Source organism: Actinomycetospora termitidis (assembly GCF_030286555.1).
Classification (GTDB): Bacteria; Actinomycetota; Actinomycetes; order Mycobacteriales; family Pseudonocardiaceae; genus Actinomycetospora; species Actinomycetospora termitidis.
This window is the reverse complement of sequence record NZ_JASVWF010000004.1, coordinates 107,045-121,765: the sequence shown is the minus strand read 5'-3', so window position 1 is coordinate 121,765 and position 14,721 is coordinate 107,045. Positions and strand designations below refer to the sequence as shown.

The window sequence follows — 14,721 nt, the reverse complement described above, 5'->3', positions numbered from 1 at the left end:
TGCCGTTCGTTCGTTCAGGAGTAGCTCAGCCCACGGGCCGGACCTCGCTGCGCTGCGTCTCCCACGGCCGCATGGACCGGTCGTACGCGGCCCACGCCTGCCGCTGGGCGGCCACCCGCCGGGCGAGACCGGCGAGCAGGCGGACGTCCGAGGCCGGGGTGTGGCCGTACTGCGGGCCCCGCGGCAGGGCCGGATCCCGGTGGTCGGCGGTGTCGTTCGAGCGGGTGTCCGCGCCGTAGCGCACGACCGCGAGGCCGAGGACGACGAGGACGGCGACGAGGACGAGCATGGTGATCATGAGGAGTTCCTTCGGGTTCACGGGGTGATGTGGCTAGAGTGGCTGCCAAGTGACAGCTCGACCAGGTCCAGTGTGCCAGCAGTGGCAGGCTGATTGGCAGAAGTGGCAGGTGCGAGGTGGACCAGCAGGTCGGTGGACCGGCGCTCGTGCGGCACCTCGGGTCGTTCGCCGGTGGTCCGGTGGGCTACGCGGCGCTGGCCGGACGCATCCGCACCCTGCTCGGCGACGGCCGGCTCGCCGTCGGGACCCGGGTGCCGAGCGAGCGGGAGCTCGCCCTCGCGCTCGGGATCGGGCGGGGCACGGTCGCGGCGGCCTACGAACAGCTCCGCGAGAGCGGGCACCTGATCCGGCGCCGCGGTTCGGGCACCTGGACGGCGCTCCCGTCGACGGCCGACGGTCCCCCGTCCTCCCCCGCGCCGTTCGCGCCCAGCGGCGCCTGGGCGGTGTCGCCGGACCTCCCGGCCGACGTCATCGACCTCGCGCACGCCGCGCCGGCCGCGCCCGTCGAGGCCATGACCGCTGCCGGTGCCGAGGCCCTCGCCGCGCTCCCGACCCACCTCGTCGGGCCCGGCTACGACCTGCTCGGCACGACGCTGCTGCGGGTCGCGATCGCCGATCGGCTGACCGCCCAGGGCCTGCCGACCGCGCCGGACGAGGTCATGGTGACCGCCGGGGCCCAGCACGCGCACTCGCTGATCGCGCGGGCGCTCGTGCGGCCCGGTGACCGCGTGCTGATCGAACAACCGACCTACCCGGGCGCCGTCGACCTCGTGCGTCACGCCTCCGCGCGGACCGTGCCCATGGCGCTCGACCGGGACGGGCACGGCCGGACGGGCTGGGACGTCGGGGCGTTCGCCGCGGCGCTGCGCGAGTCCGCGCCGGCCCTCGCGTTCCTCGTGCCCGACCACCACAACCCGACCGGCGCCGTCATGGACGCCGAGACCCGCGGTGCGGTCGTCGCGGCCGCCCGGCGTCACGGGGTGCCCCTCGTGGTCGACGACTGCCTGCGCGAGACGTGGTTGGACGAGCCCGTCCCCCCGCCGCTCGGGGCCTGGGCGACGGCGGGCGGCGAGGCCCCCGTCCTCACGCTCGGGTCGATGAGCAAGACGGTGTGGGGCGGCCTGCGGATCGGCTGGATGCGCGGGCCGCGGGCCGTGCTGCGCCGCATCGCGACCAGCCGCGCGTCCGACGACATCGCCTCGCCGGTGCTCGAGCAACTGGTGGCCGCGGGTCTGCTCGCGCGCCTCGACGACCTGCTGCCGGTCCGCCGGGCCGCGACCGCGAGCCAGCGCGACCACCTCGTCGCCGCGCTGCGCCGGGCGTTCCCGGAGTGGACGGTCCCGGTGCCCACGGGAGGGCTCTCCACCTGGATCGACCTCGGCGCCGCCCGCTCCAGTGCGCTCGTCGACGCCGCGGCACGCCAGGGCCTGCACCTCGCGGCCGGACCGCGGTTCGGGATCGGCGGGGCCTTCGAGAGCTTCCTGCGGGTGCCCTACACCCATCGGGTCGACGTGCTCGACGACGCCGTGGAGCGCCTCGCGGCCGCCTGGGCGTCGCTGGGGACCCTGTCCTCGCCCGCGCTCACCACCGTCGTCTGACATGTCTTCATCCTGCAAGGCGGCAGGCCTGGACGACATGGGCGTTCGACGGCGATAGTGGCTAGGTGACTTCAACTGTCGAGCCTCGAGGCCGGGTCCACCTGGAGAACGACAAGGGGCTGCTGGACGACGTCAACCGGGCCATCCTGCGGGCCCTCATCGACGACCCGCGGCTGTCGATGAGTGCGCTGGCACGGGTCGTCGGGATGTCCGCCCCCGCGGTCACCGAGCGGGTCGGGCGGCTCGAACGCAGCGGCGTGATCCGCGGCTACCGGCTTGATGTCGACCCGGCCGTGGTCGGCTATCCGATCGGCGCCTGGGTGCGCGTGCGGCCAGCCCTCGGACAGGGCAAGGCGCTCGAGCAGATCGTCGCGCGGACGCCGGAGGTCGTCGAGGCGCACCGGATCACCGGGGAGGACTGCCTGCTCGTGCGGATCCAGGTGCGCGACGTGGCCGACCTGGACCGGGTGCTCGAGCTGTGGATCGAGCGCGGCTCCACCGTCACCGCGGTCATCAAGACCTCACTGGTGGAGCCGCGCCCGGTCGGTATCGACTGACGCGGCCTACGGCTCCTCGCCGAGGTCGCCGGCCAGGTGGTCCTGGTAGGCCGCGAGGTCGAGCAGGCCGTGGCCGCAGTAGTTGAAGAGGATGACCCGCTCCTCGTTCTTCGCGGTCGCGTCGTTCGCCTCGGCGATCGCGGAGGCGATGCCGTGGCCGGCCTCCGGCGCCGGGAGCTTGCCCTCGACCCGCGCGAACAGCACGTTGGCCTCGAACACGGCCTTCTGGCGGTGCGCGACGGCCTCCATCCGGCCCTCGTGGACCAGCTTGGAGATGATCGGCGAGTCCCCGTGGTAGCGCAGGCCGCCGGCGTGGATGCCGGGCGGCATGAAGTCGTGGCCCAGCGTGTACATGTTCATCATCGGCGTGAGGCCCTGGACGTCGCCGAAGTCGTACTCGTAGGTGCCCTGGGTCAGGGTCGGGCACGAGGCGGGCTCGGCGGCGAGGAGCCGGACGGCGGGGTCGGGCAGGAACGGCAGCGCCAGGCCGCCGAGGTTGGAGCCACCACCGCACGGAGCGATCACGACGTCGGGTCGGGTCTCGCCGGCGAGGGCGAGCTGCTGCTGGGCCTCCAGCCCGATGATCGTCTGGTGCAGCAGGACGTGGTTGAGCACCGAGCCGAGCGCGTAGTGGGTGTCCTCGCGGCCCATCGCGTCGCGGACCGCGTCCGAGATGGCCGAGCCGAGACTCCCCGCGTTCGAGGGGTCGTCGATCGGCGACGGGACGACCGACCCGCCCCAGGTCTCCATGATGACCTTGCGGTACGGCTTCTGCTCGAAGCTCTTGCGCACCATGTAGACCGCGCACTCGAGGTCGTACTGCGCGCTCGCGAAGGAGAGCGCGGTGCCCCACTGACCGGCACCGGTCTCCGTCGTGAGGCGCTTGATCCCCTCGCGGGCGTTGTAGAACGCCTGCGGGACCGCCGAGTTCGGCTTGTGCGAGCCGGCCGGCGAGACCGACTCGTCCTTGAAGTAGATGCGGGCGGTGGTGCCCAGGGCCGCTTCCAGACGGCGGGCCCGGACCAGCGGCGTGGGCCTCCACAGCCGCAGGACGTCGAGCACCTCACCCGGGATGTCGATCCACGGGTCGGCCGACATCTCCTGGCCGATGAGCTCGGCCGCGAACAGCGGCGCGAGATCGTCCGGCCCGACCGGCTCCCGCGTGGCGGGGTGCAGCGGCGGGTCGAGCGGGCTGGACAGGTGCGGGGCGACGTTGAACCAGGCCGAGGGGATCTCGGCCTGGCTCAACGAGAAACGTGTGTCGGTGACCTCCGGCGCGACCATGCGCCGGAGTCTGCCTCAGTTCTCGCCGCGGCGGGCCCGCAGCTTGGCCAGGGCCTCCTCGAGGAGCGCCTCGCCGTCGGCGTCGCTGCGCCGCTCCTTCACGTACGCGAGGTGCGTCTTGTACGGCTCGGTGCGCCGCGCCGGCGGCGGGTTCTTCATGTCCGTGTTCGCCGGCAGGCCGCAACGCGGGCAGTCCCAGGTGCTGGGCAGCTCGGCGTCGTGGGCGAACGACGGCCGTGTCTCGTGGCCGTTAGAGCACCAGAACGAGACGATGACGCGCTGGGCGCTCTCCCCGCGCTCGGACTCCCCCATCGGACCGGACCCGACCCGGGTGCCCCGGATCGCGTTGCCAGTGGCCATGTCGGCGTTACCTCCGCATCGTCACCGGGCCCGGGTGTGGGTCCGGGCCGGTCGTCAACCTTCGATCTTGATGAGCAGGCCCGTCCCGACGATCGCGATCAACCAGATCGCGCCGACGAACAGGGTGAGGCGGTCGAGGTTCTTCTCGACCACGCTGGAGCCGGCGAGGCTGGACTGCACCCCACCTCCGAACAGCGACGAGAGACCACCGCCGCGGCCGCGGTGCAGCAGCACGAGCAGCACCAGCAGCACGCTGGACACGATGAGCAGGATCTCCAAGAACAGTCGCATCGCGGGCTCCGTGACCTCCAGGTCTTCTCCGCCCCGGGATGCGGGGCGTGCGTTCGTGCGTCACACTACCCGGCCCCTCCGACAGGAGGGTGCGGGGTCACACGTCTCAACGATCATCGGCCCGACCGGGAACGACCGAAGGGCCCCCTCGGTCGAAGAGATCGACCGAAGGGGCCCTTCGCTCACCAGGGGGCGGCGCCGCCTACAGCGGGCCGCCCGCGGCGAGCGCGCACAGCTCCGCGAAGCCCTCGGGCTCCAGCGACGCCCCGCCGACCAGCGCACCGTCGACGTCGGCCTGCGCCACCAGGTCCTTGACGTTGCCGGACTTCACCGAGCCGCCGTAGAGGATCCGCACGGCGTCGGCGACCGCCGGGCCGTGCACCTCGCGCAGCCGCTCCCGGAGGGCGTGGCAGACCTCCTGGGCGTCCTGCGTGGTGGCGGTCTTCCCGGTGCCGATCGCCCAGACCGGCTCGTAGGCGATCACCACGCGGCCGACCTGCTCGGCGGTGAGGCCCTTCAGCGACCCGTCGAGCTGCGCGGTGCAGTGCTCCACGTGGCCGCCGGCGTCGCGGACCTCCTCTCCCTCGCCGAGGCAGAGGATCGGCGTGAGCCCGTGCTCGAGGGCCTTCGCGACCTTGCGGGCCACCAGCGCGTCGTCCTCACCGTGGACCGAGCGGCGCTCGGAGTGGCCGAGCACCACGTAGGTGCAGCCCAACTTGCGCAGCATGGCCGCCGAGACGTCCCCGGTGAACGCGCCCGACTCCTCCGGCGAGCAGTCCTGCCCGCCGTAGGTGATCGGCATCGAGTCGGCGTCGATCGCCGTCTGCACGCTGCGCAGGTCGGTGAACGGCGGGCACACGGCCACGTCGACGTGGTCGTAGTACTTGGTCGGCAACGCGAAGTAGAGCTTCTGCACCACGCCGATGGCCTCGAGGTGGTTGAGGTTCATCTTCCAGTTGCCGGCGATCAGGGGCTTGCGCGCCACCTAGGAGCCCTCCTCGAGAACGGCGATCCCCGGCAGGTCCTTGCCCTCCAGGAACTCCAGGGACGCCCCGCCCCCGGTCGAGATGTGACCGAAGCGCTCCTCGTCGAGCCCGGCCGCGCGGATCGCCGACGCCGAGTCGCCGCCGCCGATCACCGAGAACGCGGGCGAGTCGGCGACCGCCTCCGCGACGCCGGTGGTGCCGGCCGCGAACGGCTCCATCTCGAACACGCCCATCGGCCCGTTCCAGAACACCGTCGCCGCGTCGGCGAGCTTCTCGCCGAACAGGCGGACCGTCTCCGGCCCGACGTCGAGACCCATCCAGCCGTCGGGGATCTCGTTCACCGGCACCGTGCGGGTGTTCGCGTCGGCGGCGAAGGCGTCGGCGACGACGACGTCCACCGGCAGCACCAGCGTCTCGGAGTACCGCGACAGCAGGTCCTTGCACGTGTCGACCTGCTCGGCCTCGAGCTTCGACCCCCCGACGTCGTTCCCCTCGGCGGCGAGGAACGTGAAGCACATCGCCCCGCCGACGAGCAGCGTGTCGACCTTCGGCAGCAGGTTCGTCAGCACCGCGAGCTTGTCGGAGACCTTCGACCCGCCCAGGATCACGACGTAGGGCCGCGCCGGGTCGCCGGTGAGCCGCCGCAGCACCTCGGTCTCGCGGGCGACGAGGTCGCCGCCGTAGGCCGGGAGCTTGCGGGCGATCTCGAACACCGAGGCCTGCTCGCGGTGCACCACGCCGAAGCCGTCGGAGACGAACGCCCCGCCCGGGACGAGCTCGGCCAGCTCGGTCGCGAGCGCGTCGCGCTCCGACGCGGACCCGGTCTCGCGCGGCTCGCACCGCACGTTCGCGAGCATCGCGACGCGACCCGCCGTCAGGGCGCCGGCCACGTCCCGGGCCGACTGCCCGACGACGTCCTCGGCCAGCGAGACCCGCTGGTCGAGCAGCTGCCCGAGCCGCCCGGCGACCGGGGCCAGGCTGGACCGCTTGTCGCGGCCGAGCGGCTCCGGGTCCTTGACCCGACCCAGGTGCGCCGTCACCAGCAGCTTCGCGCCCGCCCCGACCAGCTTCGTGATCGTCGGCAGGGCCGCGCGGATGCGGCCGTCGTCGGTGATCGAGTAGCCGTCGAGCGGGACGTTGAAGTCGGCCCGGAGGAGGACGTACCGGTCCTGGACGCCCTCCGCGATCAGGTCGTCGACGGTCTTCATCGGATGGTCCAGCTCCGCTTCGCTGCGTGTCCCGGCATCAGAGCTTCGAACCCACCAGCGTGGTGAGGTCCACGACGCGGTTCGAGTAGCCCCACTCGTTGTCGTACCAGCCGATGATCTTCACGGTGTTGCCGTTGAGGACCTTCGTCATGCCCGAGTCGAAGGTGCACGACGCCGGGGTGCCGACGATGTCGGTGGAGACGATCGGGTCCTCGGTGTAGACCAGCACGCCCTTGAGCTCGCCCTCGGCGGCCTTCTTGAAGGCCTCGTTGACCTGCTCGACGGTGACCTCCTGGTCGAGCGTCGCGGTCAGGTCCGTGACGGAGCCGTCCGGGACGGGGACGCGCATCGCGACGCCGTTGAGCTTGCCCTCGAGCTCCGGGAGCGCGAGCGCGGTCGCCTGCGCCGCACCCGTCGTCGTCGGGATGATGTTGACGGCTGCGGCCCGCGCGCGACGCAGGTCCTTGTGCGGGGCGTCGTGGACGCGCTGGTCGCCGGTGTAGGCGTGCACCGTCGTCATGAAGCCGGTCTGCAGGCCGAACGCGTCGTGCAGCACCTTCGCCATCGGCGCCACGCAGTTCGTGGTGCAGGAGGCGTTGGACAGGATGTTCTGCGAACCGTCGTAGGCCTTGTCGTTGATCCCCATGACGACCGTGAGGTCCTCGCCCTTGGCCGGAGCGGAGATGACGACCTTCTTGGCGCCGGCCTTGAGGTGCTTCCCGGCCGAGTCGGCGTCGGTGAAGATGCCGGAGGACTCGATGACGATGTCGACGCCGAGGTCACCCCAGGGCAGGTCGGCCGGGTCGCGCTCGGCGAACGCCTTGACCTCGGTGCCGTTGACGATCAGCGCTGAGTCGTTGTACTCGACCGTGCCGTCGAACCGGCCGTGCACCGAGTCGTAGCGCAGCAGGTGCGCCAGCGTCTTGTTGTCGGTGATGTCGTTGACCGCCAGGACCTCGATGTCGGCAGTACCGGCGGCGCGCTGGACCTCGAGCGCGCGGAAGACGTTCCGTCCGATGCGGCCGAAGCCGTTGATGCCGATCTTGATCGTCACGCGCAGTCCTGTCTCTTCGTGGTGTCCGTGCTGGCAGGGCCGACCCTAACGAAGCCGACGAGGGGCCCGCATCGTCGCGAGCGCCTCATCTGCGCACGCTGACCAGCAGGTATTTCCCGACGACGGGTCAGCGCTCCCGGCCCGCGGGGACCTCGACCATCTCCTCGTCGTCCTCCATGTCGGGGCCGACGGCCGCGGAGGTGTCCGGGACGCGCAGGTCCTTGGCCTTCTTGTCCGCCATCGCGAGCAGGCGGCGGATGCGCCCGGCGACCGCGTCCTTCGTCATCGGCGGGTCGGCGAGCTGCCCGAGCTCCTCCAGCGAGGCCTGCTCGTGCTGGACGCGCAGCCGGCCGGCGGTGATCAGGTGGTCGGGCACCTCGTCGCCCAGCAGCTCCAGGGCCCGGTTGACCCGGGCCGACGCGGTGACCGCGGCCTTGACCGAGCGCCGCAGGTTGGCGTCGTCGAAGTTCGCGAGCCGGTTCGCCGTCGCGCGCACCTCGCGGCGCATCCGGCGCTCCTCCCACTGCAGCACCGAGGAGTGCGCGCCGATGCGGGTGAGCAGGGCACCGATCGCGTCGCCGTCGCGCACCACGACGCGGTCCGCCCCCCGGACCTCACGGGCCTTCGCCGCCACGCCCAGCCGACGCGCGGCGCCGACCAGCGCCATCGCGGCCTCCATGCCCGGGCAGGTGATCTCCAGCGCGGACGAGCGGCCGGGCTCGGTGAGCGAGCCGTGCGCGAGGAACGCGCCCCGCCACGCGGCCTCGGCGTCGCACACCCCGCCGGAGACGACCTGCGGCGGCAGCCCGCGCACCGGCCGCCCGCGCGGGTCGAGCAGCCCGGTCTGGCGGGCGAGCGAGTCGCCGTCGGCCGCGACCCGCACGACGTACCGCGTGCCCTTGCGCAGGTTGCCCTGGGAGAGCACGTGCACCTCGGGCTGGTGCCCGTAGAGCTCGTGGATCTCCCGGCGGAGGCGCCGCGCGGCGTTGCCGGTGTCGAGCTCCGCCTCCACGACGACCCGCCCGTTCACGATGTGCAGCCCGCCCCCGAACCGCAGGAGAGCCGACACCTCCGCGCGCCGGCAGCAGGTCTTCGTGACGGCGAGTCGGCTCAGCTCGTCCTTCACCGCAGCGGTCATGGCCACCGTAGGTCCTCCTCGTCGTGGCGGTACGTGCCGTCGGTGGGCGTGAAGAACACGTCCGCTCCGAGGCGGCGCCGTGCCGCTCTCCCCCAGGTCTCGACGCGCGCGTCCCACTCGTCGTCGGGCACGCGCTCGCGCGAGGCGGCACTGCCCGCCGCCTCCCGCAGGGCCCCGGCCAGTGCCACGGCATCGTGGCGCGGGGCGCCGTCGGGCTCGCCGACGGGTGTGAACAGGGTGGTCGCGCCGAACGCCTCCGCGCCGCGGCGCAGGCGGTCGGGCTCCGGTGTCGCCTCGGGATCGGCGATCACCACGTCCAGGCGCAGCCGCGGGGCGTGCTCGGCCAGCGCGTCGAGGTGCTGCTCGGGCGAGAAACCCGCGGTCTCCCCCGGCTGCGGTGCGAGGTTGAGCACCAGGATCCGGCGCGCCTCCGTCTCGGTCAGCGCCGTGAACAGTTCCGGTACCAGCAGGTGCGGCATCACGCTGGTGAACCACGAGCCCGGGCCCAGGGTGACCACGTCCGCCGTCCGGATCGCCTCGACGGCCTCCGCGCACGCCTTCGGGCGCCGCGGCACGAGCCGGACCTGCCGGACCTGCCCCGGCGTCGTCGCGACCGCGACCTGGCCCCGGATGCGGTGCGCGATGTCGTCGTCGGTCGCGCGCGAGGACGACAGACCCAGCCCGGTGACGTCGGCCTCGAGGTCGACCGGCATCGGGCTCATCGGCAGCACGCGGCCGCGGACGCCGAGCAGGCGGCAGGCCTCGTCGAGGGCCGCGACCGGCTCACCGAGCACGTCGAGCAGGCCCGCGAGCACGAGGTTCCCGACGGCGTGCCCCGCGAGCGCCCCCGACCCGCCGAAGCGGTGCTCGAAGAGGCGCCGCCAGGCGGACGTGTCGGTCGGACCCGGGTGGTCGCGCTCCGCGAGGGCGTCCAGGGCCATCCGCAGGTCGCCCAGCGGGAGGATGTCGAGCTCGCGGCGGATGCGGCCGGAGGACCCGCCGTCGTCCCCGACGGTCACGACGGCCGTGACGTCGTCGGTCAGCCGCCGCAGGGCGCGCAGGGTGGCGTGCAGGCCGTGGCCGCCGCCGAGGGCGGTCGCGCGGAACGGGGAGCCGGGGCCGTCGGGGTGGCTCCCGTTGCCGTTGAGCGCGCTCACTCGCGCCCCACGTCCCGGTGCGACACCGTCACGCGCACCCCGTCCTCGCCGGCCATCCGGCGGGCGATCTCCTCGGCGATCGCGACGCTGCGGTGCTTCCCGCCGGTGCAGCCGATGGCGACGGTCAGGTACCGCTTGCCCTCGCGGCGGTACCCGACGCCGACGATGCGCAGCAGCTCCAGGTAGCGGTCGACGAACTCGGCCGCGCCCTCCTGGGAGAGCACGTAGTCGCTGACCACCTCCTCGCGGCCGTCGTGCTCGCGCAGCTCCGGGATCCAGTGCGGATTGGGCAGGAAGCGCACGTCGACGACGAGGTCCGCGTCCTGGGGCAGGCCGTGCTTGTAGCCGAACGAGAGCACGGTGACGGTGGAGGCGACCTCGGCGGCGCTCTCGTGGAACGCCTCCTCGATGGCCTTGCGCAGCTCGTGCACCGACCGGTTCGAGGTGTCGACGACGAGGTCGGCGAGGTCGCGCAGCGGGGCCAGCAGCTCCCGCTCGGCGTCGATCCCGTCGACGAGTCGGCCGTCGCCCTGCAGCGGGTGCGAGCGCCGGTTGGACTCGAAGCGGCGGATGAGCACGCTGTCGTCGGCGTCGAGGAAGACCACCCGCGGGCGCGCGCCCCGGGTGTCGAGCTCCTTGATCGCGGCGCCCAGGTCGGCCGTGAACGCGCGGCTCCGGACGTCCATGACGACGGCGATCCGGGTCACCTGGCCCTGCGACCGGGCGCCCAGGTCGACGACGGTCTCGAGCAGCTCGGGCGGCAGGTTGTCCACCACGAACCACCCGAGGTCCTCGAGGACCTTCGCCGCCGTGCTGCGCCCCGCCCCCGAGACGCCGGTGACGATGGCGACCTCCACTCCGCCGTGCGGCGGCCCCCCGCTGGTCACGACGCCTCCCCCTGTTCGTGGTTCAGTGCGGCCAGCACCGCCTCCGCGGTCCGCTTCCCGACGCCGGGTACCTCGGTGATCTGCTCGACGGTGGCCGCCCGCAGCTTCTTCACCGAGCCGAAGTGCTTGATCAGCGCGGTCTTGCGGGCCGAGCCCAGCCCGGGGACCCCGTCGAGTTCGGAGGTCGTCATCCGGGCCGACCGCTTCTGGCGGTGGTAGGTGATCGCGAAGCGGTGCGCCTCGTCGCGCACGCGCTGCAGCAGGTAGAGCGCCTCCGAGGTGCGCGGCAGGATCGCCGGCATCTCGTCGCCCGGCAGCCACACCTCCTCGAGGCGCTTCGCCAGCCCGCACACCGCGACGTCGGTGATCCCGAGCTCGGAGAGCACCTCCTGCGCGGCCGCGACCTGCGGCGCGCCGCCGTCGACGACGAGCAGGTTCGGTGCGTAGGAGAACTTCCGCGGGCGGCCCGTCGTCGGGTCGATGCCCGGGAGCGGCCCGTCGATCTCCGCCGGGTCGATCTCCCGCGACGCCGGCGAGCCGTCCGGGGTCTCGCCGGAGCACGACGTCGTCGTCGGGTCGTGCTCGTGGTCCTCCGCGGTCTCGCGCAGGTAGCGCTGGAACCGGCGCCGCACGACCTCGGCGATCGCCGCGACATCGCCGCCCTCCGCACCGCCGCGGATCGCGAACCGGCGGTAGTCCGCCTTCTTCGGCAGGCCGTCCTCGAACACCACGAGGCTCGCGACGACGTCCGAGCCCTGCACGTGGCTGACGTCGGTGCACTCGATGCGCAGCGGCGCCGAGTCGAGCTCCAGGTACTCCTGGATCTCCTCCAGCGCGGCGCTGCGGGCGGTGAGGTCGCCGGCGCGCTTGAGCTTGTGCTGGGTGAGCGACTCCTTGGCGTTGCGCTCGACGGTCTCGGCGAGCGTCCGCTTGTCGCCCCGCTGCGCGACGCGCACGCTCACCCGGCTCCCGCGCAGCCCGCTGAGCCACTGCGTGAGGACGGCGTGGTCCTCGGGCAGGGCCGGCACCAGCACCTCGCGGGGAACCGGCTGCACGGCGTCGTCGGCCGACCCGGCCAGGGCTGCCTGCTCGCCGTAGAACTGCGACAGGAACTGCCCGACGAGGACCTCGAGCGAGTCCTCCTCGCCGCGCTCCACGACCCAGCCGCGCTGCCCGCGCACCCGGCCCCCGCGCACGTGGAAGACCTGGACCGCGGCCTCCAGCGGGTCGAGCGCGAACGCGACGACGTCGGCGTCGGTGCCGTCGCCCAGCACCACGGCCTGTTTCTCGACGACCCGCTTGAGCGCCCCGGCGTCGTCGCGCAGCCGGGCGGCGCGCTCGAAGTCCATGTCGGCCGATGCGGTCTGCATCTCTTTTTCGATGCGGTTGATCAGCTGGTCGGTGTGGCCGGCGAGGAAGTCGCAGAAGTCCAGGACGATCTGCCGGTGCTCCTCGGCGGAGACCCGGCCGACGCACGGCGCGGCACACTTGCCGATGTAGCCGAACATGCACGGCCGCCCGATCTGGCCGTGGCGCTTGAACACCCCGGGCGAGCAGACGCGCGCCGGGAAGACCCGCGTGAGGAGCTTCAGCGTCTCGCGGATGGCCCAGGCGTGCGCGTAGGGGCCGAAGTAGCGGACCCCTTTGCGACGGGGCCCGCGGTACACCTTGAGCTGCGGGTACTCCTCGTTCAGCGTCACCGCGAGGACCGGGTAGGTCTTGTCGTCGCGGTAGCGGACGTTGAACTGCGGGTCGTACTCCTTGATCCAGTTGTATTCGAGCTGGAGGGCCTCGACCTCGGTGCCGACCACGGTCCACTGGACGGCGGCCGCGGTGGTGACCATCCGGCGGGTGCGGGGGTGCAGGCCCGAGAGGTCGGCGAAGTAGGAGTTCAGGCGGCTGCGCAGGCTCTTGGCCTTGCCGACGTAGATCACGCGGCCGCCCGCGTCGGAGAACCGGTAGACGCCAGGCGCCTCCGGGATGGTTCCCGGGGCGGGGCGGTAGGTGCTCGGATCGGCCATGGCGGGCACCAGCGTAGGCGTGTCTCCTCAGCGTGTCGGCGTGCACCCAAGCGGGTGGTCTCGGCGTGTCGTTCGGCGTGTCTCGTGGGGAGACACTTGCGTCCGGGCGTGTCACCACTCGTCGCGCAACCACTCCCGACGGCGCCGCACGAGGGTGCGCTCCAGGCGTCGGTCACCTCGGGAGCGGGCCCGGACGGTGATGATCTCGACGACCTCGTCGAGGAACCGGAGCACGGTCGCCCGGTCCGCCGGCGCGAGCGCCTCGACGGCCGCGGCCAGGGGACTGCGCACGTCCTGCAGCGAGGCGGCGAGCACGGCGGTCGTCCCCTCGGCCCGCGTGATCTCGACGTAGCCGTGCACCTCGCTGCACCGGTCGACCCACGTCCGCTCCGCCAGCCGTGACGTCGCGCGCGAGGTCGCGGCGTGGCTGAGGGCGACGCGGTCCGCCACCGCGGTCAGCCGGAGCGCGCGGACGGTTCCGAGCACCTCGACGATCGCCAGCTCGGCGGGGTCCAGTCCGAGTTCGACCGCGTTCGCCCGGTGCAGCGCCGTCGCGGCCGGGAGCAGGTGGTGGAGGATCCGGTCCGCGATCCATGCGCACTCCTCGTCCTTCTCGGCACCCCAGGACGGGAAGGGGTCGATCGTGATGTCGGGCATGCAGCGGACGGTAGGAACGCCGGGGGCGCGCCGGGTGTCGTTCGGACGCACTTGCTCCGGATGCCACGTCAGGAATGTGCGTGGCGCACACGGCCGGAGGAGTTGGTGCCCGGTCGGCGAGGCGTTGCGTGGCGCACACGGCTGGAGGGGTCGGTGCTCGGTCGGCGGGGCGTTGCGGGACGCATACGGCTGGAGGGGTCGGTACCGGGTCGGCGGGGCGTTGCGGGACGCACACGCTCGCGCGCAGGCATGAAAGATGCGTGCCGTGGCACTCATGGGCCAGACGCTCGGCCCGCCGTGTGCGTCGCGCAACGCCGGTGCGGCGGGGAGCGAGGCGGCCGGGCCGTGTGCGTTGCGCAACGCCGGTGCGGCGGGGAGCAGGGCGGCCTGACCGTGTGCGTCGCGCAACGCCGGTTCCGCGGGGAGCGAGGCGGCCGGGCCGTGTGCGTCGCGCAATGCGACCACACGAGCCGCACCGACCCGGCGTCGTGAAGGGGCTACTTGGTGTCGAGGACGAGGAAGCCCTCGGCGTAGCGGCGCTCCTCGGGCGGGGTCCCGTCGGAGCACCAGCCCGCGGCCTTGGCCTGGGCGTAGCCCCACATCTGCATGCGCTCGGCGAGGTCGGTCATGTGGGCGGTCTGGGACTCGTGGGCGCGCAGGGCCTCGATCTTGCGGTCCATCACGTCGGTGATGTCGACGTAGAGGTCCGCGCCCTCGCCGGGGTTCGCGATGTAGGTCTCCCCCACCGTCCAGGCCTCGAGGCCCTCGTCGGCGAGGAGCTCCGGGTGGGCGAACGGGTTGCGGGCGTCCGGATACACCGCGCACATCGCGGCCTCGCCGGCGGCGATGTGGTCGGGGTGGCTGCCGTAGGTGCTGCGGATGTTGCGGGTCGGCGACTGGACGACGACCCGGTCCGGGCGACGGCGGCGGATCGAGCGGGAGATGTCGCGGCGCAGCTCGTGGGTGACGTAGAGGCGGCCGTCGGGGTGCCCGAGCCAGTCGATCTCGTGCACGCCGTACACGTCGGCGGCCGCGCGCTGCTCCTTGCGCCGCAGCTCGGCCATCTCGACGCGACCCACGGCCTCGTCGTACCCGCCGGCGTCGCCGTCGGTGCAGATGCAGTAGTCGACGGTGTTGCCCTCGGCGACCCACTGCGCCACCGAGCCGCCGCTGCCGAAGTCGATGTCGTCGGGGTGCGCGACGATCAGCAGGATGCGTGCCACGA

At 72.9% G+C, this 14,721-nt stretch carries 15 protein-coding genes; 2 read left to right on the top strand and 13 right to left on the bottom strand.

What is annotated here, in order from left to right:
- Window positions 1–25: 25 nt before the first annotated feature.
- Window positions 26–298, bottom strand: coding sequence for a hypothetical protein (locus QRT03_RS18790; protein WP_286054520.1), 273 nt, complete (start codon window positions 296–298; stop codon window positions 26–28).
- A gap of 116 nt (window positions 299–414) precedes the next feature.
- Between QRT03_RS18790 and yczR the strand changes: the two genes are divergently transcribed.
- The gene (gene yczR, locus QRT03_RS18785; RefSeq protein ID WP_286054519.1) at window positions 415–1,896 is read left to right on the top strand and encodes a MocR-like transcription factor YczR; all 1,482 of its coding nucleotides are present in this window, start codon (window positions 415–417) and stop codon (window positions 1,894–1,896) included.
- Between the two features lie 65 nt (window positions 1,897–1,961).
- Window positions 1,962–2,453: an Lrp/AsnC family transcriptional regulator gene (locus tag QRT03_RS18780; RefSeq protein ID WP_286054518.1), complete on the top strand. Its 492-nt coding sequence runs from the start codon at window positions 1,962–1,964 to the stop codon at window positions 2,451–2,453.
- Window positions 2,454–2,459: 6 nt separating this feature from the next.
- On the opposite strand, the gene QRT03_RS18775 is transcribed toward QRT03_RS18780, so the two are convergent.
- The 12 genes from QRT03_RS18775 to QRT03_RS18720 all read right to left on the bottom strand — a co-directional run bounded on the left by QRT03_RS18775 (window position 2,460) and on the right by QRT03_RS18720 (window position 14,719).
- Complete coding sequence (locus QRT03_RS18775; protein ID WP_286054517.1) at window positions 2,460–3,737, bottom strand: TrpB-like pyridoxal phosphate-dependent enzyme; 1,278 nt, start codon at window positions 3,735–3,737, stop codon at window positions 2,460–2,462.
- 15 nt (window positions 3,738–3,752) lie between these two features.
- On the bottom strand, window positions 3,753–4,097 hold the full coding sequence (locus QRT03_RS18770) for an RNA polymerase-binding protein RbpA (RefSeq protein ID WP_286054516.1): 345 nt from the start codon (window positions 4,095–4,097) through the stop codon (window positions 3,753–3,755).
- Between the two features lie 54 nt (window positions 4,098–4,151).
- Window positions 4,152–4,388, bottom strand: coding sequence for a preprotein translocase subunit SecG (gene secG, locus QRT03_RS18765; protein WP_018333624.1), 237 nt, complete (start codon window positions 4,386–4,388; stop codon window positions 4,152–4,154).
- A gap of 202 nt (window positions 4,389–4,590) precedes the next feature.
- On the bottom strand, window positions 4,591–5,373 hold the full coding sequence (gene tpiA, locus QRT03_RS18760; RefSeq protein WP_286054515.1) for a triose-phosphate isomerase: 783 nt from the start codon (window positions 5,371–5,373) through the stop codon (window positions 4,591–4,593).
- On the bottom strand, window positions 5,374–6,582 hold the full coding sequence (locus QRT03_RS18755) for a phosphoglycerate kinase (protein WP_286054513.1): 1,209 nt from the start codon (window positions 6,580–6,582) through the stop codon (window positions 5,374–5,376).
- 37 nt (window positions 6,583–6,619) lie between these two features.
- Window positions 6,620–7,636, bottom strand: coding sequence for a type I glyceraldehyde-3-phosphate dehydrogenase (gene gap, locus QRT03_RS18750; protein ID WP_286054512.1), 1,017 nt, complete (start codon window positions 7,634–7,636; stop codon window positions 6,620–6,622).
- 127 nt (window positions 7,637–7,763) lie between these two features.
- The gene (gene whiA / locus QRT03_RS18745; protein ID WP_286054511.1) at window positions 7,764–8,780 is read right to left on the bottom strand and encodes a DNA-binding protein WhiA; all 1,017 of its coding nucleotides are present in this window, start codon (window positions 8,778–8,780) and stop codon (window positions 7,764–7,766) included.
- Window positions 8,771–9,931, bottom strand: coding sequence for a gluconeogenesis factor YvcK family protein (locus tag QRT03_RS18740; RefSeq protein ID WP_286054510.1), 1,161 nt, complete (start codon window positions 9,929–9,931; stop codon window positions 8,771–8,773). Before QRT03_RS18740 ends, whiA begins: the two co-directional genes overlap by 10 nt.
- Window positions 9,928–10,818: an RNase adapter RapZ gene (gene rapZ, locus QRT03_RS18735; protein ID WP_286054509.1), complete on the bottom strand. Its 891-nt coding sequence runs from the start codon at window positions 10,816–10,818 to the stop codon at window positions 9,928–9,930. Before rapZ ends, QRT03_RS18740 begins: the two co-directional genes overlap by 4 nt.
- A complete protein-coding gene (uvrC, locus tag QRT03_RS18730; protein ID WP_286054508.1) occupies window positions 10,815–12,839 on the bottom strand; it encodes an excinuclease ABC subunit UvrC in 2,025 nt (674 codons plus the stop codon). The genes rapZ and uvrC overlap by 4 nt, the downstream gene beginning before the upstream one ends.
- 111 nt (window positions 12,840–12,950) lie before the next feature.
- Window positions 12,951–13,496 (bottom strand): MarR family transcriptional regulator, encoded by a 546-nt coding sequence (locus QRT03_RS18725; protein WP_286054507.1) that lies wholly within the window; start codon window positions 13,494–13,496, stop codon window positions 12,951–12,953.
- Window positions 13,497–13,993: 497 nt separating this feature from the next.
- Entirely contained in the window at window positions 13,994–14,719 is a 726-nt protein-coding gene (locus tag QRT03_RS18720) for a PIG-L deacetylase family protein (RefSeq protein ID WP_286054506.1), read from the bottom strand.
- Window positions 14,720–14,721: the final 2 nt, after the last annotated feature.